19 protein-coding genes are annotated in these 20,664 nt (G+C 73.7%); 11 read left to right on the plus strand and 8 right to left on the minus strand.

What is annotated here, in order from left to right; genetic code table 11:
• Nucleotides 1-240 precede the first annotated feature (240 nt).
• The 4 genes from BJP40_RS15955 (at nucleotide 241) to BJP40_RS15970 (ending at nucleotide 3,750) form a co-directional block, all read left to right on the plus strand.
• Nucleotides 241-1,371 (plus strand): ArsA-related P-loop ATPase, encoded by a 1,131-nt coding sequence (locus BJP40_RS15955; RefSeq protein WP_071280943.1) that lies wholly within the window; start codon nucleotides 241-243, stop codon nucleotides 1,369-1,371.
• Between the two features lie 33 nt (nucleotides 1,372-1,404).
• Entirely contained in the window at nucleotides 1,405-1,902 is a 498-nt protein-coding gene (locus tag BJP40_RS15960) for a DUF5304 domain-containing protein (protein WP_071280944.1), read from the plus strand.
• A gap of 77 nt (nucleotides 1,903-1,979) precedes the next feature.
• Nucleotides 1,980-2,921 (plus strand): ROK family glucokinase, encoded by a 942-nt coding sequence (locus BJP40_RS15965; RefSeq protein ID WP_071280945.1) that lies wholly within the window; start codon nucleotides 1,980-1,982, stop codon nucleotides 2,919-2,921.
• Nucleotides 2,922-2,988: 67 nt separating this feature from the next.
• Nucleotides 2,989-3,750, plus strand: coding sequence for an endonuclease/exonuclease/phosphatase family protein (locus tag BJP40_RS15970; RefSeq protein WP_071280946.1), 762 nt, complete (start codon nucleotides 2,989-2,991; stop codon nucleotides 3,748-3,750).
• A 4-nt stretch (nucleotides 3,751-3,754) separates the two neighbouring features.
• Here the strand turns inward: BJP40_RS15970 and BJP40_RS15975 are convergent, their stop codons facing one another.
• Together BJP40_RS15975 and BJP40_RS15980 are read right to left on the minus strand one after the other, a co-directional pair.
• Nucleotides 3,755-4,480: a hypothetical protein gene (locus BJP40_RS15975; RefSeq protein ID WP_371258644.1), complete on the minus strand. Its 726-nt coding sequence runs from the start codon at nucleotides 4,478-4,480 to the stop codon at nucleotides 3,755-3,757.
• A 70-nt stretch (nucleotides 4,481-4,550) separates the two neighbouring features.
• Complete coding sequence (locus tag BJP40_RS15980; protein WP_071274147.1) at nucleotides 4,551-5,330, minus strand: carboxylesterase; 780 nt, start codon at nucleotides 5,328-5,330, stop codon at nucleotides 4,551-4,553.
• Nucleotides 5,331-5,550: 220 nt separating this feature from the next.
• On the opposite strand from BJP40_RS15980, the gene BJP40_RS15985 reads away from it, so the two are divergent.
• From BJP40_RS15985 to BJP40_RS16000, 4 genes are all read left to right on the plus strand, one after another.
• Complete coding sequence (locus BJP40_RS15985; RefSeq protein ID WP_071274180.1) at nucleotides 5,551-6,291, plus strand: 1-acyl-sn-glycerol-3-phosphate acyltransferase; 741 nt, start codon at nucleotides 5,551-5,553, stop codon at nucleotides 6,289-6,291.
• Nucleotides 6,292-6,326: 35 nt separating this feature from the next.
• Entirely contained in the window at nucleotides 6,327-7,532 is a 1,206-nt protein-coding gene (gene macS / locus BJP40_RS15990; protein ID WP_071280947.1) for a MacS family sensor histidine kinase, read from the plus strand.
• 20 nt (nucleotides 7,533-7,552) lie between these two features.
• Nucleotides 7,553-8,194, plus strand: a complete 642-nt coding sequence (locus tag BJP40_RS15995; protein WP_071274183.1) for a response regulator transcription factor — start codon at nucleotides 7,553-7,555, stop codon at nucleotides 8,192-8,194.
• 175 nt (nucleotides 8,195-8,369) lie between these two features.
• The gene (locus BJP40_RS16000; protein WP_071280948.1) at nucleotides 8,370-9,368 is read left to right on the plus strand and encodes a 2-hydroxyacid dehydrogenase; all 999 of its coding nucleotides are present in this window, start codon (nucleotides 8,370-8,372) and stop codon (nucleotides 9,366-9,368) included.
• Here BJP40_RS16000 and BJP40_RS16005 read toward each other — a convergent pair.
• From BJP40_RS16005 to BJP40_RS16010, 3 genes are all read right to left on the minus strand, one after another.
• Complete coding sequence (locus BJP40_RS16005; RefSeq protein ID WP_071280949.1) at nucleotides 9,317-11,254, minus strand: anthranilate synthase family protein; 1,938 nt, start codon at nucleotides 11,252-11,254, stop codon at nucleotides 9,317-9,319. The two genes, BJP40_RS16000 and BJP40_RS16005, sit on opposite strands and share 52 nt — an antisense overlap.
• A 94-nt stretch (nucleotides 11,255-11,348) precedes the next feature.
• Nucleotides 11,349-11,423 (minus strand): trp operon leader peptide, encoded by a 75-nt coding sequence (locus BJP40_RS36330; RefSeq protein ID WP_107408116.1) that lies wholly within the window; start codon nucleotides 11,421-11,423, stop codon nucleotides 11,349-11,351.
• Between the two features lie 99 nt (nucleotides 11,424-11,522).
• On the minus strand, nucleotides 11,523-14,306 hold the full coding sequence (locus tag BJP40_RS16010) for an N-acetylmuramoyl-L-alanine amidase (RefSeq protein ID WP_071280950.1): 2,784 nt from the start codon (nucleotides 14,304-14,306) through the stop codon (nucleotides 11,523-11,525).
• A gap of 154 nt (nucleotides 14,307-14,460) precedes the next feature.
• Here BJP40_RS16010 and BJP40_RS16015 point away from each other — a divergent pair, with 154 nt between their 5' ends.
• Nucleotides 14,461-15,816 (plus strand): class II 3-deoxy-7-phosphoheptulonate synthase, encoded by a 1,356-nt coding sequence (locus BJP40_RS16015; RefSeq protein ID WP_071280951.1) that lies wholly within the window; start codon nucleotides 14,461-14,463, stop codon nucleotides 15,814-15,816.
• A 162-nt stretch (nucleotides 15,817-15,978) separates the two neighbouring features.
• Nucleotides 15,979-16,254: a bacterioferritin-associated ferredoxin gene (locus tag BJP40_RS16020; protein WP_079171215.1), complete on the plus strand. Its 276-nt coding sequence runs from the start codon at nucleotides 15,979-15,981 to the stop codon at nucleotides 16,252-16,254.
• A gap of 58 nt (nucleotides 16,255-16,312) precedes the next feature.
• On the opposite strand, the gene bfr is transcribed toward BJP40_RS16020, so the two are convergent.
• Nucleotides 16,313-16,792: a bacterioferritin gene (gene bfr / locus BJP40_RS16025; protein ID WP_071274165.1), complete on the minus strand. Its 480-nt coding sequence runs from the start codon at nucleotides 16,790-16,792 to the stop codon at nucleotides 16,313-16,315.
• Nucleotides 16,793-16,976: 184 nt separating this feature from the next.
• Here bfr and BJP40_RS16030 point away from each other — a divergent pair, with 184 nt between their 5' ends.
• Entirely contained in the window at nucleotides 16,977-17,609 is a 633-nt protein-coding gene (locus BJP40_RS16030; protein ID WP_071274168.1) for a sulfite oxidase-like oxidoreductase, read from the plus strand.
• Between the two features lie 168 nt (nucleotides 17,610-17,777).
• Here BJP40_RS16030 and BJP40_RS16035 read toward each other — a convergent pair whose 3' ends face one another.
• Nucleotides 17,778-18,635, minus strand: coding sequence for a deoxyribonuclease IV (locus tag BJP40_RS16035; RefSeq protein ID WP_071280953.1), 858 nt, complete (start codon nucleotides 18,633-18,635; stop codon nucleotides 17,778-17,780).
• A 6-nt stretch (nucleotides 18,636-18,641) separates the two neighbouring features.
• Entirely contained in the window at nucleotides 18,642-20,579 is a 1,938-nt protein-coding gene (gene pknB, locus BJP40_RS16040; RefSeq protein ID WP_177204396.1) for a Stk1 family PASTA domain-containing Ser/Thr kinase, read from the minus strand.
• Nucleotides 20,580-20,664 lie beyond the last annotated feature (85 nt).

Raw genomic sequence — 20,664 nt, forward strand, 5'->3', positions numbered from 1 at the left:
CTCGGGCCCCGTCGGTGGCCCGCCCCCGCGCCTCGACGACGGTCTCCTCGCCCGGTCCCGCCGGGCCGGGCGCCGCGCCCTGTGGCCGACGGCGCCGTGGCCCGGCACGGCACACACCCCCGGCCGGACGCCGCAGGCCCGACCGGCCGGACACCACACCCCCGGCCGGACACCGCGGGTCCGGTCGGAGGGGGAAAGGGCCCGGACCGGCGGGCGCCGGACGGCCGGTAGCGTGCCGTCATGCGCATGCTCCTCGTCACCGGGACCGGCGGCGCCGGCCGCACCACGCACGCCGCCGCCACCGCCCTCGCCGCCGCCCGCCGGGGCCACAAGGTCCTGCTCGTGTGCGGCGACCCGATCGACTGGCTGCCGCAGCAGCACGGGCTCGACGTCCGCCGCGTCGACCCCGGCGCTCACTTCCGCGCCGAACTCCTCGCCCTCCAGGAGCACGCCGCCCCCGCCCTCGACCTGCTCGGCGCCGCCCGACTCGACGGCGAGGAGCTCACCGAACTCCCCGGCAGCGACCGGTACGCCTTCCTCAAGGCCCTGCGCGAGGCGGCCGACGCCGACGCGGACCTCGCCGTCGTCGACCTCCCGCCCCTCCACGACGCCGTGGCCCTGCTCGCGCTGCCCGGACAGCTGCGCCGCTACCTGCGCCGGCTCCTGCCGGCCGAGCGCCAGGCCGCCCGGGCGCTGCGCCCCATGCTGGCGCAGCTCGCCGGCGTGCCCATGCCCGCCGAGTGGCTCTACCGCACCGCCGCCCGCTGGGACGCCGACCTCGCCACCGTGCAGCAGCTCGTCGACGCCCCCGGCACGGGCGTGCGGCTCGTCGTCGAACCCGGGCCCGCCGCCGCCGCGGCCCTGCGCGCGGCCTCCGCCGGACTCGCCCTGCACCGGTTGCGCCTCGACGCGGTCGTCGCCAACCGCGTCCTGCCCACCGCCTCCGCCGACCCGTGGCTCGCCGCCCTCGCCGCCCGCCAGCAGGCCCACCTCCAGGAGCTGCGCGACACCCACGACGCGCTGCACGAGGTGCCCCACACCGGGCACGACCCGCGCACCCCTGACGAGCTCGCCGCGCTCGGGCACCTCCCGGGTCCGGCGGCCGCCCCCCGCGCCGAGTGGACCGTCGAGGACCGGCGGGCCGACGACGGCGTCCTCGTGTGGCGCATTCCGCTCCCCGGCGCCGCCAGGAGCGACCTGGGGCTGGTCCGCCGCGGCGACGAACTCGTCCTCACCGTCGGCCGGTTCCGGCACATCGCCCCGCTGCCGTCCGCGCTGCGCCGCTGCACCGTCTCCGGCGCCGCCCTGCGCGACGGCGTCCTGAGCGTCCGCTTCACGCCGGACCCGGGGCTGTGGCCCCGCACCCCCTGAACGGCGCCCCGCCGTTCGGGTACCGTCGAGGGCATGAGCGACCCCACGACCGACCGCCCCGGCCCCGACGCGCAGCCCGACGCGGACGCCTGGGCGCGGGCCTGCGCCGAGGACCTGGCCGCCGAGCGCGCCCGGCGCCGGGAGAACGGGACGCCGCCGCCCGGCACCGCGGCCGAGGAACTGCGCAGGCTCGTCGACGCCGTCGCCGGCAAGGTGGCCTCCCTGGGCGGCCCGCTGCTCGGCGAGGGGGCCCAGGGCGCCGTACGGCACTTCGTGGACCAGGCGAAGTCCGCCGTCGAGCCCGTCATCGAGCGGAACCCGCAGGTCTTCGACCACCTGGCGGCCGCCGGCAGCGAACTGCTCGCGGCCTACCGCTCCGCGGTGCAGGGCCACGAGCACCGCTGGACCCACGGCACCACCGGAGCCACAGGCCCCGCGGGCGCCCCCGGGGCCTCGGGCACCACCCCAGGGGGCAAGGACGACGGGAACGGCGAAGCCCCCTCCGGCAACGAACGGATCGACCTCGACTGAACCCGCGGGGAACAGGGCTGCGCCCGCCCTCCGGTACGGTTGGGCATAGCGGGGCTCGACCGAATACTGAGGGACACATGGGACTCACCATCGGCGTCGACATCGGCGGTACGAAGATCGCGGCCGGCGTGGTCGACGAAGAGGGCACCATTCTCGACATCCACCGGGTGCCCACCCCGCCGACGTCCGAGGGCATCGTCGACGCGATCTGCACGGCCGTCTCCGAGGCGGGCAGGGGCCACGACGTCGAAGCCGTCGGCATCGGCGCGGCCGGCTACGTCGACGACAAGCGCGCCACCGTCCTCTTCGCACCCAACATCCACTGGCGGCACGAGCCGCTCAAGGACAAGGTCGAGCAGCGCACCGGCCTGCCCGTCGTCGTCGAGAACGACGCCAACGCCGCCGCGTGGGGCGAATACCGCTTCGGCGCCGGCCAGGGCCACGACGACGTCATCTGCATCACGCTCGGCACCGGCCTCGGCGGCGGCATCATCATCGGCAACAAGCTGCGCCGCGGCCGCTTCGGCGTCGCCGCGGAGTTCGGCCACATCCGCGTCGTCCCCGACGGCCTGCTGTGCGGTTGCGGCAGCCAGGGCTGCTGGGAGCAGTACGCCTCCGGGCGCGCCCTCGTCCGGTACGCCAGGCAGCGCGCCAACGCCACCCCCGAGAACGCCGCCATCCTGCTCGGCCTCGGCGACGGCACCCCCGAAGGCATCCAGGGCAAGCACATCAGCGACGCCGCCCGCCAGGGCGACCCGGTGGCCGTCGACTCGTTCCGCGAGCTGGCCCGCTGGGCGGGCGCCGGCCTCGCGGACCTCGCCTCCCTGTTCGACCCGTCCGCGTTCATCGTCGGCGGCGGCGTCTCCGACGAGGGCGAACTCGTCCTCGACCCCATCCGCAAGTCGTTCCGCCGCTGGCTCGTGGGGGGCAACTACCGTCCGCAGGCCCAGGTGCTCGCGGCCCAGCTCGGCGGCAAGGCCGGCCTCGTCGGCGCCGCGGACCTGGCCCGCCAGGGCTGAGGACACGCTGCTCCGCGCCCGCCGCGCCCCCACGGGACGCGGCGGGCGCTGCCGTATCGTGCCCGGCATGGCGTCGCCGCTCCCCCCGCTGCCCGACTCCCGCACCGAACCCGACGGTTCGGCCGTGATCCGCGTCCTCGGCTACAACGTCCGGTCCCTGCACGACGACGAGGACGCCCTCGCCCGGGTCATCCGCGCCTGCGCACCGGACGTGGTCTTCGTCCAGGAGGCGCCCCGCTTCTTCCGCTGGCGCAAGCACGCCGCCCGGCTCGCCGCCAAGAGCGGGCTGCTCGTGCTGGGCGGCGGCGCCACCGCGGCCGGGCCGCTGCTGCTGTGCTCGCTGCGCGTCACCGTCGAACGGGCCGAGGACGTGCTGCTGCCCCTCACCCCGGGCCTGCACCGCCGCGGCCTCGCCACCGCCGTAGTCCGGATCGGAGGCGCCCGGCTGGGCCTGGTCTCCTGCCACCTGAGCCTGCGCCGCGACGAGCGGTACGCCCAGGCCGGTCTGCTGCTCGACCGGCTGGCCGCACTCGACGTGCCGCACGCCGTCGTGGGCGGCGACATCAACGAGCGGCCCGGCGGTCCCGCCTTCCGGCGGCTGGCCGGCGAACTCCAGGACTGCCGGGCCGTACGGCCCTGGGGAGGCGAGCACACCTGGCCCGCGCACGCCCCCGACCGGCGGATCGACGCGCTCTACGCCACCAAGGGCGTCGAGGTGCTCGGCTGCGGCGTGCCCGCGGGCCTGCCGGGCGTCACCGGCACGGACCTGGCGGCCGCCACCGACCACCTGCCCGTACTGGCCGCCCTCCGCGTCCCCGCGGCGCCCTGAACCGCTACACGACCGCGCCGCGCCCCGGGTCGTCGTACTCGTCGTCGTCGCCGTGCTTCATCCGGGCCACCAGGGTCGCGAAGCCGCCCAGGAAGCCGACCACGCACAGCGTGGTCAGCCACCACGTCATCTCCCACTGGAGCAGCACCGCGAGCAGCATGAGCACCGGACCGCCCACCACGCCCAGCCAGCCGAACTTGGTGGTGGCGTCCGCCTCCGGCAGCGGCGGCGGCTCCGGCGGCACGAAGTGGCCCTCGTCGCCCTCGCCGCCCGGGCCGGGGCCGTCCTCCTCCCGCTCCTCCGCCAGCTCGTAGTCGCGCGGTCCCGCGGGGCCCACGCCCGGTGCGAACACGACCGAACTGCCCGGTGCGGGCTTCCCGCCGCCCGGTGCGCCGCCGTCCCCGCCGCCGTGCCGGTCGCCGTCACGGCCCTCCGGGTCGTCGTCCTCCAGCAGCGCCAGGTCCTCCACCGAGCGGAACGGCCGGGCGCCCGGCGGGTCCGGCGGCTCCTGCCCGTAAGCCGCCACGATCGCGGCCCAGGCGGCGTCCTCGTCCAACGGCGAACCTCCGGAGCCCTCGCCCGCCTTCCCCGGGGGCTTGCCCGCGGGCTTCGCGGCGGACAGCCCGGCTGACTCCGCGGCGGAGCGGTCCTCACCCTCGCTCGGGGGCCCGCCCTCGGCCCGGGCACCGCTCTCCGGCTGCGCCCCGCCCCGGGGCTGGGAACCGCCCACGGCGGGGGTGGTCTCGCCGCCCTCCACGCGGTCCTCCCCGCGGTCCTCGTCGCGGTCCGCGCCGTGCTGCTCAGACAACGCTCTCGTTCCCCTCGCGGTTCGCGCCCGCGCAGAGGCGCTCGATGAAGGCGTGGCTCTCCTCGAAGATCCGCTCGGCGTCGTGGTCGAGGGTCGCCACGTGGTAGCTGCGCTCCAGGAGGATCTCCGTGACATCCGTCGACGAGATGCGGCTGAGGATGCGGGCCGAGTCGGCGGGCGGCACGACGTGGTCCTGGGGGCTGTGCAGCAGCAGCACCGGCTGCGTCACCTGCGGCAGCTCGCCGTCGACCAGCCGGAAGAACTGCCGCAGCGAGTGCGCGGCGTGCAGCGGCACCCGGTCGTAGCCGACCTCCTGCACGCCCTCCTTCGCGATGTCGCTGGCGATCCCCTCGGTGGACGCCACGAAGTGCCGCACCACCGGCAGCGCGTGCGCCATCACGCCGTGCACCTTGTTGCCCGGGTTGACCACCGCGATGCCGGAGACCGCGTCGCCGTGCCTGGCCGCCAGCCGCAGGGTGAGCGCCCCGCCCATGGAGAGGCCGAAGACGAACACCCGGCTGCACCGCTCCAGCAGCACGCGCAGCTCGCGGTCCACCTCGGCGTACCAGTCCTGCCAGCTGGTGACCTGCATGTCCTGCCAGCGCGTGCCGTGCCCGGGCAGGAGGGGCAGCGACACGGTCAGACCGCGCTCCGCGAGGTACTCGGCCCAGGGGCGCAGCGACTGCGGCGAACCGGTGAAGCCGTGGCAGAGGAGCACGCCGACGTCTCCGCCCTCGTGGCGGTACGGCTCGGCTCCGGGGAGGAGCGGCACGGGGGTCTCCTGTCGGGGTCGATGGACGGTCGGTGGACGGGGAACGTCCGGGGCTGTCCGGGGACTACGGGAAACGGGAACTGTGTGGTTCACCGTACGCGACCGCGCTGACACCGACCAGGTCCGTCGCCCCGCCCCGGCGGGCGGGGGCCACCGGAGGGGTTATGGTCTGATCGACGGACCAGAGGACGAAGAGGGACCCCAGTTGATCTACGGCGCCATGAAGTTCTCCATCGGGGGGCCGCTGAAGCTCGCCTTCAGACCCTGGGTGGAGGGCCTGGAGAACATCCCTGCCGAGGGTCCGGCGATCCTCGCGAGCAACCACCTCTCGTTCTCCGACTCCTTCTTCCTGCCCGCGGTCCTCGACCGCAAGGTGACCTTCATCGCCAAGGCCGAGTACTTCACGACGCCCGGGGTGAAGGGCAGGCTCACCGCCGCCTTCTTCAAGGGCGTCGGCCAGCTGCCGGTGGACCGGTCCGGTGCCCGCGGCGCCGGGGAGGCGGCCGTCCGCAGCGGCATCGAGGTCGTCGAGCGGGGCGAACTGTTCGGCATCTACCCCGAGGGCACCCGCTCACCGGACGGCCGCCTCTACCGGGGGAAGCCCGGCGGTCTCGCCCGCGTGGCGCTGGCCACCGGCGCGCCCGTCATCCCGATCGCCATGATCGACACCGAGAAGATCCAGCCGCCCGGCAAGGTCGTCCCCAAGCTGATGCGCCCCGGCATCCGGATCGGCAAGCCCCTCGACTTCAGCCGCTACCAGGGCATGGACGGCGACCGCTTCATCCTGCGCTCGGTCACCGACGAGGTCATGTACGAGATCATGAAGCTGTCCGGGCAGGAGTACGTCGACATCTACGCGACGGTCGCGAAGCGGCAGATCACGGAGGCGCAGAAGGCCGCCAAGGAAGCCGCGAAGGGGCGCACGGCCAAGGGCGTCGGCGACACGCCCTCCGGCGCCTGACCGGGTCCGCGTCCGCAGGACGGAGTGGGGGGCTGATGGCCAGGCGCGAGCATGTCGTGCGCATGTCGGTGGAGCAGCCGCTGTGGCGCGCGCTGACCGGCTACCGCGTCCTCACCACGGGGTACGCGGTCCTCATCCACGTCCTCGGCCGGGACCAGCTCGAACGGCCGTGGCTCGCCTACGCCTTCCTCGCGGTGCTGGCTGTCTGGACCCTGGCCACCCTGCCCTGCGTGTCGAGCGCCGCCCGGTGCACGAAGCGGTTCCTCGTCGCCGACCTGGCGATCGCCCTCACCGGCATCCTCCTCACCCCGCTCGCCGACGCCCACGCGCAGCTGGAGGACCGGCCCACGCTGCCGAGCATCTGGACGGCCGGCGCGGTCCTCGCGTACGCGATCAGGGGCGGCTGGCGCTGGGCGGGCTTCGCCTCCTCCCTGGTCGCCGTCGCCAACCTGATCGCGCGCGGCGCGCCCACCGCGGACACCGTCCACAACGTCCTGCTCGTGTGGGTCGCCTCCATCGCCATCGGCTACGTCGTGGAGGTCGCCCGGGCCTCCGAGCGCACCCTGGCCCGGGCCCTGGAGATCGAGGCGGCGACCCGCGAGCGGGAGCGGCTGGCCCGGGACATCCACGACTCGGTCCTCCAGGTGCTGGCCATGGTGCAGCGCCGGGGCACCGCCCTGGGCGGGGAGGCGGCCGAGCTCGGGCGCATGGCGGGCGAGCAGGAGGTGGCCCTGCGCGCCCTGGTGGCCGGCGGCCTGGACCGCCCGTCGCCGGCCCCGCCCGCGGGGGTGCCCGCCCCCCGGCGGGACGCGGCGGCCCGGGAGGCGGACGACGCGGCCGAACTGGACCTGCGCACCCTGCTCACCGCCCACGCGGGCTCCCGCGTGACCTTCGCCGAGCCGGGCGCACCGGTCCTGCTGCCCGGCCGGGCGGCTCGGGAGGTGGAGGCCGCCGTCGGCGCCGCCCTGGACAACGTCCGCAGGCACGCGGGGGCGGACGCCAGGGCGTGGATCCTGGTCGAGGACTGGACCGACGAGGTGACGGTGACCGTGCGGGACGACGGGCCGGGCATCCCCGAGGGCCGCCTCGCGCAGGCGGAGAGCGAAGGACGCCTCGGCGTCGCCCAGTCCATCCGCGGACGCCTCCGCGACCTGGGCGGCACGGCCGAGTGGATCTCGGTGCCCGGGCAGGGCACGGAGGTGGAGTTGAAGGTCCCACGGGGGAAGGCGGCGCAGCAGTGACCGAACAGCCGATCAAGGTGATGGTGGTCGACGACCACCCCATGTGGCGGGACGCCGTGGCGCGCGACCTGGCCGAGGCCGGATTCGACGTGGTCGCCACGGCCGGCGACGGCGAGCAGGCCGTGCGGCGGGCCCGCGCGGCCTCCCCCGACGTGCTGGTCCTCGACCTGAACCTGCCGGCCAAGCCGGGCGTCCAGGTGTGCAAGGAACTCGTCGGTCCCGGCTCCGGGCCGCGGGTCCTCGTGCTGTCCGCGAGCGGGGAGCACGCGGACGTGCTGGAGGCGGTCAAGTCAGGGGCGACCGGGTACCTGCTGAAGTCCGCGAGCACCCAGGAGCTGCAGGACGCGGTGCGGCGCACCGCCGTGGGCGACCCCGTCTTCACGCCGGGGCTGGCCGGTCTGGTCCTCGGCGAGTACCGCCGGCTGGCCTCGGAGCCCGCCCCGACCCCCGACCAGCCGAAGGCCCCGCACCTCACCGAGCGGGAGACCGAGGTGCTGCGGCTGGTCGCCAAGGGCCTCAGCTACAAGCAGATCGCGGAGCGCCTGGTCATCTCGCACCGCACGGTCCAGAACCACGTGCAGAACACGCTCGGCAAGCTCCAGCTCCACAACCGCGTGGAGCTGGTCCGCTACGCGATCGAACGCGGACTGGACGACGTGTAGCGGCTGCCCGCACCCGCGGTGGTCCGCCGGCGGGGGCGGCGCGGGGCACCGGGCAGGACGGGGCCCCGGCGGCCGGGCGGCGGGGGACCTTCGGTCCCGGGCGGGGAGCGCGCCGGAGACCTATAGTCGGGCGCGTCGGTGTATCGCGCAGGCCCGGCCCTCAGGAGGAGCCCCCGTGGACGTGCTCGCGTTCGGTGTGCAGGCCGATGAGAAGCCGCTGCTCGAAGGGGTGTTCGCGGGACGGCATTCCGTGCACTGCCTCGACGTGTTCCTCACCGCGGACACCGCCCCCATCGCGGCCGGCCGCGAAGCCGTGTCCACCAGCGTCAACGCCGACCTGAGCGCCCCCGTCCTGCGGGCCCTCGCCGCGGGCGGCACGCGACTGGTCGCGCAGCGGTCGACCGGCTTCAACAACATCGACCTCGACGTGGCCCGCGACCTCGGTCTCACCGTGGCCCGGGTGCGGTCCTACTCGCCGTACTCCGTCGCCGAGTTCGCCTGGGCGCTCGCGATGGCGGTGAACCGCCGGATCGTACGGGCCGCCACCCGCACCCGCGACTTCGACTTCCGGCTCGACGGCCTGCTCGGCCGGGACATGCGCGGCCGCACCGTCGGGGTGCTCGGCACCGGCAGGATCGGCACCGCGTTCGCCCGGATCGCCCACGGCTTCGGGATGCGGCTGCTCGGCTGGGACATCGCCCCCGATCCCGACTGCCTGGAGCTGGGCATGGCGTACGTGGAGAAGGAGGAGCTGTTCCGCGAGGCGGACCTCGTCAGCCTGCACGTGCCCCTGCTGCCCGAGACGCACCACCTCGTGGGCGCCGACGCGCTGCGGTCCATGAAGGACGACGCCATCCTCGTGAACTCCAGCCGCGGCGGCCTCGTCGACACCGACGCGCTCGTCGCCGAGCTGCGCGCCGGGAGGTTCCGCGGCGTCGGGCTCGACGTCTACGAGGCGGAGGCCGGCCTGTTCTACCAGGACCGGTCCCTGCAGGGCGTCGACGACGACACGCTGGCACGGCTGATGACCTTCCCGCACGTGCTGGTCACCTCGCACCAGGCGTACTACACCGTCGAGGCGCTGACCGAGATCATCGCCACGACGGTGCAGAACGTCACGGACTACGCGGAGGGCCGCCGCAGCGGCAACGTGCTCGTGCCCGCCGGGGCCTGAGCGGCCGTCCCCGCCAGCAACTCCCGCACGAGCGCGGCACCGTCCAGCGTCAGCACCGACTCGGGGTGGAACTGCACGGACGCGAAGCCCGCCCCGCGCAGCGCGTGCACGTCGCCGGTCGCGGCGTCCCGGCTGACCTCCACCCCGCGCGCGGTGAGTCCCCGGGCCGCCGCGTCGTCGCAGCGCGCCACGAAGCTGTTGTAGAAACCGACGGTCTCGGTGCGGCCGAACAGGTCCACGGCCGTCTGCGCGCCCTGGCAGGGGACCTCCCGGCGGACGATGGGCAGGCCCAGCTCCGCCGCGATCAGCTCGTGCCCCAGGCACACCCCCAGCACCCCGTGGCGGTGGCCGGCCAGCACCTCGGCGGTCAGCCCGCGCAGGAACCGCATCCGGGCCGACGCCAGGTCCCCGGGGTCCCCGGGCCCCGGCCCGAGCACGACGGGCCCGTTGTGCGCCGCCACCGCCTCCCGCAGCCCAGGCTCGTCGTACCGCCGCACCGCCACCTCCAGGCCCGCCGCGCGCAGCACGTGCGCCAGCATCGAGGTGAAGGTGTCCTCACAGTCCACGACCAGGGCCTGCCCGCGCAGCCCCGTGCCCGGCTCCTGCATCCGCAGCCAGAACGGCGCCAGGTCCGCCCGCCGCGCGTCCAGCGCCGCCCGCACCCGCGGGTCGTCCGCCAGCCGGGCCCCTCCGGACCCGGCCCGGGCCGCAGGCGGGCCCGGCCGCACGCCGAGCGCCGCGAGCACGCCCGCCGCCTTGGCGTGGGTCTCGGCCACCTCGCTCCCGGGGTCGGAGTGCCGCACCAGCGTCGCTCCGACCGGCACCCGCAGGGACCCGTCGGCGCCGATGTCGGCGGTGCGGATGAGGATGGGGGAGTCCAGGGTCTGGGCACCGCCGTCGCCGGTGCCCAGGAGGGCCAGCGCGCCCGCGTAGTAGCCGCGGCCGCCGCGCTCGTGGCGGCCGATGACCCGGCACGCGTTCTCGACGGGGGAGCCGGTCACCGTCGCGGCGAACATCGTCTCGCGCAGCACCTCCCGCACGTCCAGCGTGGACCGGCCGCGCAGCTCGTACTCGGTGTGCGCCAGGTGGGCCATCTCCCGCAGCCGCGGCCCGACGACCACCCCGCCCCGGTCGCCGACGGTGCACATCATCTTCAGTTCCTCGTCGACGACCATGGACAACTCGTCGGTCTCCTTGCGGTCGGCGAGGAAGTCCAGCAGGCCCTCGACCGTCGGGCCTCCCGCCGGGTAGCGGTACGTACCGCTGATCGGGTTCATGACGACGGTGCCGCCGGACATCCGCACGTGCACCTCGGGGCTGGCCCCGACGAGGGTGCGGTCGCCGGTGTGCACGACGAACGTCCAGTACGCGCCCCGCTCCCCGGCCAGCAGCCGCCGGAACAGCGCCAGCGCGTCGGCCCGCCCGAAGCCGGGGATCCGGCCGCCGTAGGTCCGGCGGATCACGAAGTTGGCGCCCTCGCCGTGCCCGATCTCGTCCTCGACGACCCGCCGCACTACCCGGGCGTACTCCTCGTCCGGCACGTCGAAGCCGCCGCCCTCCACCTGCACGTCGTGCGGGGGAAGCTGGTCGAGGACGTCGGCGAGCGGCAGCTCGCACATCTCCTCCGCGACCAGCACGGACAGCGGGGTGCCGTCGTCCCGCACGTCGAAACCGCGTTCGCGGAGCTGCCGGAACGGTACGAGGGCGAGCGCCGGGCGTCCGGCGGCACCGCCGGCGGGGAGGTCGGCCAGGTGCTCCACCTCCCGGACGGGTCCGGTGAGGACCTCGACCGTGTCGTGGTCCCGGCCGGGGGTGCGGCGGCGCAGCAGGGCGAAGGGCTGCCGCCCCCGCGGCGAGCGCGGGTCGAGCAGATCGCTGAGGTGCATCCGTGGTGTTCCTTCCGAGTGGGGAGGAACGGCCCGCGCACAGCAGGAAGGCCGCCCCTCGGGCGGCCTTCGCGATGTCAGTGGGTACGCGCGATCAGTGGGCCGCCGGATGAGCGGTCCACCACCAGTTCTGGGTCGTCTGCGCGAACACGGGGGGATCGTAACGCACCCGCCCGCGGCGCGGGGCGCGTCCCGGATACCGGGACGGCCGCCGTGCCGCGGGCGGGCGGTGCCTGGAGCGCCAGGCGCGGTCGCTGACCGGGCCGGATCAGATGACCAGGTCGTACAGGTTCCAGCCGTCGGCGAACTTCGTGCCGTTGGTGAGGGGCGTGGTCGCGTCGCCGGTGCCCGGGTAGAGCCACATGCCGCCGTTCGCGTCGCGGGCGACCACGTCGGGCCTGCCGTCGCCGGTGAGGTCGCTCGGCCCGACCAGCGAGGTGAACCCCTGCCAGCCGCTGCCGATCTTCCTGCCCTTGGTGAGCGGCGTCGTCGCGCTGCCGCTGCCCGGGTAGATCAGCAGGCTGCCGTCGGCCGAGCGGGCGAGCATGTCTGGAATGCCGTCACCGGACAGGTCGCCGACGGGGAAGAGCGCGGTGTAGCCCTGCCAGCCGCTGCCGATCTTCGTGCCCCGGGTGAACGGCGTCGTCCGGTCCCCGGTCGCCTTGTACAGCCACAGGCTGCCGTCGGAGGCGCGGGCGATGATGTCGGGGTGGCCGTCGCCCGTGAGGTCCCGGGCCCCGGTGAGCAGGGTCCAGGTCTGCCAGCCGCTGCCGATCGAGACGCGCGAGCGGAAGGGTGCGTCCGGGTTGCCGGTGCCCCAGTAGATCCAGAGCGTGCCGGCGCTGTCACGGGCCACCAGGTCGCCGGTGCCGTCCGCCCGCAGCACGGACAGCGGCGTCACGTCGTAGCCCTTCCAGCCGCTGCCGACCCGGTAGCGACTGAGCAGGGGCGCCGCGGCGTCTCCCGTGCCCTGGTACTGCCACAGCACACCGGAGGAGTCGCGGGCGACCATGTTGTAGCGGCCCTCGGTGCTGACGGGGGCGACGGAGGGAACCTCCACGATGTCGCTCTGCTTCACCCAGGTGATCTTGTGGTGGAAGCGGATCGGCACGAACGTCGTGCTGCCGATGACGTTCTTCTGGGCGGAGCCGAACCAGTCGTCGCCCTTCACCGCGGGGCCGGCCTTCGCATACGACTGGCCGGAGGCGAAGGTGAACTTCGACAGCGGGTCGTTCTCGTCACCCGGGGCGTCCAGCCCGGCCGCGGTGTAGGCGGCGGTCTCGGGGAAGGAGCGGCCGAAGACCTTGGCCGAGGCCAGGCCCGACCTCAGCTTCACGGCTGTGGCGCCGGCCACCGGCACGGTGTACTGCCCGCCCGGGTTGTGGAACCAGGCCTTCTGGCCCGCGTACCAGATCGCCGTCCAGTCCTTGCGGGCCTCGGCGACCACGTACCTGCCGCCGGCGCGGACCTTGTTCCCGTAGTTCGAGCCCTCCGTCCACAGCGAGGTGAAGTACGGGTCCTTCAGGGTGCTCGCGCTGGTCGAGGGTGACGTGTAGAGGTAGCCGAAGTTCGACGGGCGCGGTGCGACGGCGTTCCCGCCGACGGTCAGCTTCGGCTGGTTCGCCGTGGTGAAGGGCGGCACCACGCGGACCACCTGGCCGGCCTTGAGCAGGCCGCCCGAGCCCTGGTCGCCCTGCGGGGCGCCCAGCAGCTTCATGTAGTGGTTCCAGTCCCAGTACGGCCCGGCGTCCCAGTGGAGCTTGCTGACGCCCTTGTCCGTCTGGAGTGCCACCTCGTCGTGGCCGATGATGTGCTCACGGTCAAGCGGCACGTCGTACTCGGCGGCCAGGAACTTCACGAGTTCGGCGGAGGACTGGTACTGGGACTCGGTGTACCACTTGCCCTCCTTGATCGCGTAGCCCTCGTGCTCCACGCCGATCGAGTGCATGTTGTGGGTCCAGTTGCCCGCGTGCCACGCCAGGTGCTTGTTCTCGATCATCTGGGTGACCAGACCGTCCGAGGCGCGGATCAGGTAGTGGGCGCTGCCCGGCACGTCCGGGTTGGTGAGCGCCGCGAGCGAGCCGTCGTAGCCGCCCTCGGTGTCGTGGATGACGATCTGGCGGATGTCCACGCCCTGCTGGGGGCGGTCGCCGAGGGTGTAGTTGCGCTTGCCCGTGCTCGACGTGCGGGACGGCACGAAGTTGCAGTTCAGGCCGGCGGGGCACTCGGGGGTCGGGGTCTGCGTCGTGGTGGCGTGGCGCATGGCCAGCGGCACCTTCGACGGCTTCACCGGCTCGACCGACGGGTCGGCGGGCAGGCTGACCCGCTCGCCGTCCAGCGTGAGCTCCTTCTCACCCGTCTTGATCGACTCGAAGACGCGCTTGGCGAAGAGGTCCGCGCCCTTCTTGTCGGGTGACTGGCTGTAGCGCGCCACGGCCGGGTACCAGTCGCCCGGCTCGTCGGATAGCGGGGCGCCGGCCTGCTTCTGGTACTCCGCGAGGAGCGCCGCGCCCGCCCGGATGGACTGGGAGGTCTCCTCCCGGACCTCCTCGGTGGGGGCGTCGATCAGCTCGGCGGCCTCGTCCAGGGTGTGCAGCCGGGGGTCGGAGGTGTCGACCTCCGCCTTCTCCAGGATCCGGCGGACCACGGCAGGGTCGAACGACTTCTCGATCTCCTGCTTGCCGCTGCCGTTGAAGTGGGCGATGGCCTCGTCGTCGTGCTCGTCGTCGTGCCGGATGTCCTCGGGGTCGACCTTCGTCAGCCCCATGACGTTGTACGCACCGGTCACGCTCGGCTCGCCGTCGTGCGACTCCCACCGGGTCTGCCGGTACGACACGGCCATCAGCACGCTCTGCGGCACGTCGAACTCGCGCGCCGCCTCGGCGAACTGCCTCTGCAGCGGGACGTTCCCGCCGCTCGCGCCGTCCGGGGAGTCCATGAAGCCCGGTGACGCCACCGCGATCGTGCCGACCACGGCCGTGGCGACGATGCCCGCCGCCGTGCCGAAGAGCAATCGTTTCCTCTTCAGATCCCTGCGGTGCCTGCGTGCCACGCCCCACCCCCTGCTTGGAACTACTCTTCAGTTCTTGCAAAAGCCGCACGCTAGCAGTACGGGCCGCGCCGGCCGGACGCAGGGGCGATCCGCGCGCCGTCTCAGCCTCTGGTCACGGACGGGGATGCACCCGGAGACCCCGTAATGTGGTGGTGTGACCGTGAACGCTGATTCCCACGCCGTCGCCGCCAAGGCGACCTGGCGAGACCTGCCCGCGGCGCAGCAGCCCGAGTACCCGGATGCCGAGGCTCTGCGCGATGTGATCGCGGACCTCGAGTCGTATCCGCCGCTCGTCTTCGCAGGCGAGTGCGACCAGCTGCGCGCCCGCCTGGGGGCCGTCGCCAGGGGTGAGGCGTTCCTCCTCCAGGGCGGCGACTGCGCCGAGTCCTTCGACGCCGTCGGCGCGGACGACATCCGCGCCAAGCTGAAGACGCTGCTTCAGATGGGCGCCGTGCTGACGTACGCCGCGTCCGTGCCCGTCGTGAAGGTCGGGCGGATCGCGGGGCAGTACTCCAAGCCGCGCTCCAAGCCCACCGAGACCCGCGACGGGGTGACCCTGCCGACGTACCGCGGCGACTCGGTCAACGGCTTCGCCTTCACCGAGGCGGCTCGTGTCCCCGACCCGCAGCGGCTGAAGCGCATGTACCAGGCGTCGGCCTCGACGCTCAACCTGGTGCGCGCCTTCACCACGGGCGGCTACGCCGACCTGCGGCAGGTGCACGCGTGGAACCAGGACTTCGTGAAGTCCTCGCCGTCCGGTCAGCGCTACGAGCAGCTCGCGCGTGAGATCGACAACGCCCTGAACTTCATGAAGGCGTGCGGCACGGACCCGGCGGAGTTCCGCACGGTCGAGTTCTACGCCTCCCACGAGGCGCTGCTGCTCGACTACGAGTCCGCGCTGACCCGTGTCGACTCCCGCACCGGCGACCTGTACGCCACCTCGGGCCACATGCTGTGGATCGGCGAGCGCACCCGTCAGCTGGACCACGCGCACATCGAGTACGCCTCGAAGGTCCGCAACCCCATCGGCATCAAGCTGGGCCCGACCACGACGGTCGACGAGGCGCTCACCTACATCGACCGCCTGGACCCGGAGCGCGAGCCGGGCCGGCTGACCTTCATCGTCCGCATGGGCGCCGACAAGGTCCGCGACCGGCTGCCGGAGCTCGTGGAGAAGGTCACCGCCTCCGGCGCGACGGTCGCCTGGGTGACCGACCCGATGCATGGCAACACCTTCGAGGCCGCCTCCGGCCACAAGACGCGCCGCTTCGACGACGTCCTGGACGAGGTCAAGGGCTTCTTCGAGGTCCACAAGGCGCTGGGCACCCACCCGGGCGGCATCCACGTCGAGCTGACCGGTGACGACGTCACCGAGTGCGTGGGCGGCGGGGACGAGATCTTCGTCGACGACCTGCACCAGCGGTACGAGACGGCCTGCGACCCGCGTCTCAACCGCAGCCAGTCGTTGGACCTGGCGTTCCTGGTGGCGGAGATGTACCGCGACCAGTGATCTTGGCTTGAAAGTGGCTTGACGTGCATGGGGCGCGGATCGGTGTGATCCGCGCCCCATTGTCGTACCGGCCGACCGCCAGGGCTTTTGCGCCGCCCTCTGCTGTAGGTAAGGTTAGGTTAGCCTCACCGATCAAGGCGGGGTGTACAGCTCTGCAGGGAGGTGACCCGCGTGTTCGTCTGCTCGTGCTTCGGTATCACGGAGAAGCAGGTCAAGGAGCACGCAGACGCGGGCGCCTGCACCCCTCGTCAGATCGCGTCCGCCTGCAAGGCCGGCACGGACTGCGGTTCATGCGTGCGACGCATTCAGGCCATCCTCGGGCGCGGCGCCTGTCCCCGCCGCGACCTGCTGGACCAGGGCGCGCCCGCCCTCGCGGCCCTCGGGGAGGCGCCCGAGCCCGTCACCGCCGAGCGCCTGCCCCAGCCCGCGGCGGCGTAGACCTCCCTCGCCGCCCCGCCCGCCGGGCAGTGCGGACGGCGCTGCGGCGAGGGCGCTCCTAGCTCTCCGGCTGCTCGATCACCTGGGCGATGTAGAGCGCCTCGCCGAGCTTCTCGACCAGTGCCAGCTGGGTGTCGAGGTAGTCGATGTGGTGCTCCTCGTCCTCAAGGATCGACTCGAAGATGTTCGCCGACGTGATGTCGCCCTTGGCGCGCATCAGCTCGATGCCCCGCTTCAGGCGGTCGATGGCCTCCACCTCGATCTGCCGGTCGGCCTGGAACATCTCGGTGACCGTCTGCCCGATCCGGACGTGGAACAGCCGCTGGTAGTTCGGCAGGGCGTCGAGGAAGAGGATCCGGTCGGTGAGCACCTCGGCGTGCTTCATCTCGTCGAAGGACTCCGCCCGGGTGTATTTCGCGAGCTTCGTCCAGCCGTTGTTCTCCTGCATCTTGGCGTGCAGGAAGTACTGGTTGATCGCCGTCAGCTCGGCCGTCAACTGCTCGTTCAGGAACTCGATGACCTCGGGGTCGCCCTGCATCGCAGAGGCTCCTTCCACGCGTGTGAAGGGGGCGGACGCGCGCATCCTTGCACCACTGTGTGAAGTTCGTCCAGTAAGTGCACGCTTAGTGATATTTGACCGATTGGGGTGCTCGGGCGTGCGAGGGTCGGCGCCGCACGGACCCGGGTCGTGACCATCCTTCGCCGTCTGTCACCATGGAGACATGGGTCAGCCGGAGAGCGGGGAACACCGGGCAGCAGGGGAGTCCGCGCTTCCACCGGGGCAGCGGCTGCAGCGCGGCTGGCCGGTCACCCACTACGGGCCCGTCCCGAAGTTCCGGCCCGAACGCTGGGAGTTCCAGGTCTTCGGAGCGACGGCGGACGGCGGCAAGCACAGCTGGAACCACACCGAGTTCTCCGCCCTGCCGTTCTCCACGGTCGTGGCCGATCTGCACTGCGTGACGAAGTTCAGCATGTTGGGCGCCGAATGGGGCGGAGTCCTCGCCCGCCGCCTCGTCGAGCTGGCGCCCCCCGCTCCCGATGCCACCCATGTGATGGTCTGGGCGGAGTACGGCTTCAGTGCCAACATGCGCTTGTCGGACTTCGCCTCCGACCGCGCGGTTTTCGCCACGCACAAGGACGGCGAGCTCCTCACCGCCGAGCACGGCTTCCCGGTCCGGCTCATCGTCCCGCACCTGTACGCCTGGAAGGGCCCGAAGTGGGTGCGCGGCGTGGAGTACATGACCGCCGACCGCCGCGGCTTCTGGGAAGAACGCGGCTACCACAACATCGGCGACCCGTGGGCGGAGCAGCGCTACTCGTACCAGGAGGAGCCGGGCGACGGCCCCGAGCTGTGAGCACGGGCGGCGGGCCCCGGCCCTGAAGCGCGCCGACCGAGCGGGAGGGGGCGCGGGGGAGTGAGGCCGGCCCTTCCCCTCCGCCGCGTCGCACGGCCATGCCGCCCCGTGGCCGGCCCTGGGCTCCCGGGCCGGACGGGTCCGCGGCCCCGGTCGCAACGGGTGGGCTCAGGCGTCCCGCAGGGACTTCAGGCGGGCCACGTCGGCCGCGTGCCCCTCCTTGCCGCCGGGCGTCTCGATGACCAGGGGGACGCCCTCGGCGGCGGGGTGGCGCATCAGGGCCCGGAACGGTTCCTCGCCGATGTGGCCGGCCCCGATGCTGGCGTGCCGGTCCTTGCGGGCGCCCGCCACGTCCTTCGAGTCGTTGGCGTGCACCAGTTTCAGCCGGCCCGGCCCCACCGCCCGCACCAGCGCGTCGAGCGTCTCCGTCACCCCGCCCGGGGCGGCCAGGTCGTGACCGGCCGCGAAGACGTGGCAGGTGTCCAGACAGACCCCCAGCTTCGGGTGGGCGTCGAGCGCCTCGAAGTAGGGCCCGAAGTCCTCCGCGAGCGAGCAGACCGACGCGCCCTGACCGGCCGTCGACTCCAGCAGCAGATAGGGGTCGTCGTCGTGAGTGAGTTCCTCCAGCAGCGGCAGCACGTGCTCCCGCACCTGCGCCAGCGCCACCTCGCGCGGACGGCCGCCGGTGGCCGAGCCGGTGTGCACGACGACGCCGAGCGCGCCGATCTGCCGGCCCCGGCGCAGCGAGTGCCGCAGCGACTCCACGGACCGCTCCACGGTCGCCGTGGTGTGTGAGCCGAAGTTGACCAGGTACGGCGCGTGGACGTACGCCGGGATGCCGGCGGCCGCGCACTCCGCGCGGAACACCTCGTCCTGGGCGGGGTCGCCGACCGGGGTCGCCCAGCCCCGCGGGTTGGCCACGAAGACCTGCACCGCCTCGGCGCCGATGTCACGGGCGTACGCCAGCCCGACCTTGGCGAGGCCGCCGGCCACGGGCACGTGGCTGCCGACAGGGGTGGTGCGCATGCGCCGCTAGAGTCCCTTGGTCTTGATGGTGATGGTGCTGCCCTCGGGCGCCGACTCGCCGCCCGCGACGGACTGACCGGCCACGGTGTCGCTGAGGAACGGGAAGCTCTTGCTGACCTCCACCGCGAACCCGGCCGCCTCCAGCTCCCGGGTCGCGTCGTCGACGCTCTTGCCGGTCACGTCGGGCACCGGCACCATGCGCGGCCCCTTGGAGAGCGTGAGCGTGACGGTGTCGCCCTGTGCGGCACGCGCGCCCTCGGCGAGGGACTGGGCGGCGACGGACCCCGCGGGCTGCGCGGAGTGGACGCGCTCCCGGGCGGTCTCGACCGTCAGTCCGGCGTCGGTGAGCGTGCGGCGCGCGGCGTCGGCCGGCTGTCCGACGACCCCGGGAACCTCGACCGGGCTGCCCTTGCTGACGACCAGCGCCACCGCGGCGTCGGGCCGGCGCTCGGTCCCGGCGGGCGGGTCGCTGCTGATCACGGCGCCCTTCCCGACGGTGTCGCTGAACTCCTCGGTGACGACCCCCACCGCGAGTCCCGCGCCGCGCAGGGCGTCCTTCGCCTCCCCGAGCTTCCTGCCCTCCAGCGCCGGGACCTTCGTGGTCTCCGGACCGCGGGAGACGACGAGGGCCACCTCGCCGTTGTCCCGGATGCGCTCCCCGGCCGCCGGGTCGGTCGCCATCACGGTGCCCCGCTCGAAGGCGGTGCTGAACTCCTCGCGGACGGAGCCCACGGCGAGCCCGGCGTCGGTGAGCTTGCGTTCGGCGTCGGCGCGGGTCGCGCCCAGGACGCCGGTAGGGACGCGGGTGAACTGGCCGGCGCCGATGTACCACACGCCCGCGCCGAGACCGAGGACGACCAGGACGGCGGCGACCGCCGTGAGCACGCCGCGCCGGGCCAGGGGACCCGACCGGGACGGGACGGGCGCGGGCTGCGGGCGGGTGTCCGGCGGTACGTCCAGCCGGCTGGTGTGACGGACGTCCCCGCTGCCGCCCGCGGCCGGCAGCGGACGGGCGATGACACTGGTCACGGCCTCGGGGCCGTCCTCACCGACCGGCGCGCGGTCCGTGGCCGACGGGGGTACGAGGTCCAGCTGGTCGTCCGTGAGGGCGGCGCGCGCCTCGCGGACGAGGGCGAGCAGCGCCACGGCGTCGTGCGGCCGCCCCTCGGCGTCCCGCGCGGTGGCGGCGGCCACGACGCGGTCCAGCTCGGCGGCGAGGCCGGGGACGGCGTCCGAGGGCGGCGGCACGTCCGCGTTCAGGTGACCGAAGAGGACCTGGGCGGGCGTGTCGCCGGTGTGCGGCTTGCCGCCGGTCAGCATCTCGTACAGGACGACACCGCACGCGTACACGTCGGTGCGGGTGTCGGCGGTGCCGTGCTCGATCTGCTCCGGCGCGAGGTAGGACGCCGTGCCGAGCAGGGAGCCGGTGGTCTGGGTGGCGGAGCCGACGGCGCGTACGAGCCCGAAGTCGGCGACCTTGACCCGCCCGTCGTCGCCTATGAGGACGTTCTCCGGCTTCATGTCCCGGTGGACGAAGCCGGCGCGGTGCGCGGCGCCGAGCGCGGCGAGCACCGGTTCCACGACGTCCAGCGCCGCCCGCGGCGGCAGCGCGGTGCGCTCGCGCAGCACGTCCCGGAGCGTGCAGCCCGCGACGTACTCCATCGCCAGGAACACGTACGGTCCGTCGGCGCCCTGGTCGAAGACCCCGACGACGTTCGGGTGGGAGAGCCGCGCGACGGACTTCGCCTCCCGGATGAACCGCTCCACGAACGACGCGTCGGCCGCGAGCGACGGGTGCATGACCTTCAGGGCGACCGCCCGGTCCAGCCGGGTGTCGAGTCCCCGGTAGACCGTGGCCATCCCCCCGACGGCGATGCGCGCGTCGACTCGGTAGCGGCCGTCGAGCAGCTGGCCCACGAGCGGGTCGTGAAGGGTCGTATCCACGGCGTCGAGTCTACGAGCCCCTTCAGGGCCCCCTGTCGTCCTGTACATGACCGTCCCCGCAGTGCATCCAACTTGTGACACCCGC

It is taken from the genome of Streptomyces sp. CC53, from assembly GCF_001865245.1.
In the GTDB taxonomy this organism is placed as follows: Bacteria; Actinomycetota; Actinomycetes; order Streptomycetales; family Streptomycetaceae; genus Streptomyces.

Excerpts from the sequence above, each read along its gene's own strand:
- BJP40_RS15985 (WP_071274180.1), top strand. The coding sequence starts at position 5,551 with ATGAAGTTCTCCATCGGGGGGCCGCTGAAGCTCGCCTTCAGACCCTGG.
- BJP40_RS15960 (WP_071280944.1), top strand. The coding sequence starts at position 1,405 with ATGAGCGACCCCACGACCGACCGCCCCGGCCCCGACGCGCAGCCCGAC.
- BJP40_RS15995 (WP_071274183.1), top strand. The coding sequence starts at position 7,553 with ATGGTGGTCGACGACCACCCCATGTGGCGGGACGCCGTGGCGCGCGAC.
- BJP40_RS16005 (WP_071280949.1), bottom strand. The coding sequence starts at position 11,254 with ATGCACCTCAGCGATCTGCTCGACCCGCGCTCGCCGCGGGGGCGGCAG.
- BJP40_RS15970 (WP_071280946.1), top strand. The coding sequence starts at position 2,989 with ATGGCGTCGCCGCTCCCCCCGCTGCCCGACTCCCGCACCGAACCCGAC.
- macS (WP_071280947.1), top strand. The coding sequence starts at position 6,327 with ATGGCCAGGCGCGAGCATGTCGTGCGCATGTCGGTGGAGCAGCCGCTG.
- BJP40_RS15965 (WP_071280945.1), top strand. The coding sequence starts at position 1,980 with ATGGGACTCACCATCGGCGTCGACATCGGCGGTACGAAGATCGCGGCC.
- bfr (WP_071274165.1), bottom strand. The coding sequence starts at position 16,792 with ATGCAGGGCGACCCCGAGGTCATCGAGTTCCTGAACGAGCAGTTGACG.
- BJP40_RS16030 (WP_071274168.1), top strand. The coding sequence starts at position 16,977 with ATGGGTCAGCCGGAGAGCGGGGAACACCGGGCAGCAGGGGAGTCCGCG.
- BJP40_RS16035 (WP_071280953.1), bottom strand. The coding sequence starts at position 18,635 with ATGCGCACCACCCCTGTCGGCAGCCACGTGCCCGTGGCCGGCGGCCTC.
- BJP40_RS15955 (WP_071280943.1), top strand. The coding sequence starts at position 241 with ATGCGCATGCTCCTCGTCACCGGGACCGGCGGCGCCGGCCGCACCACG.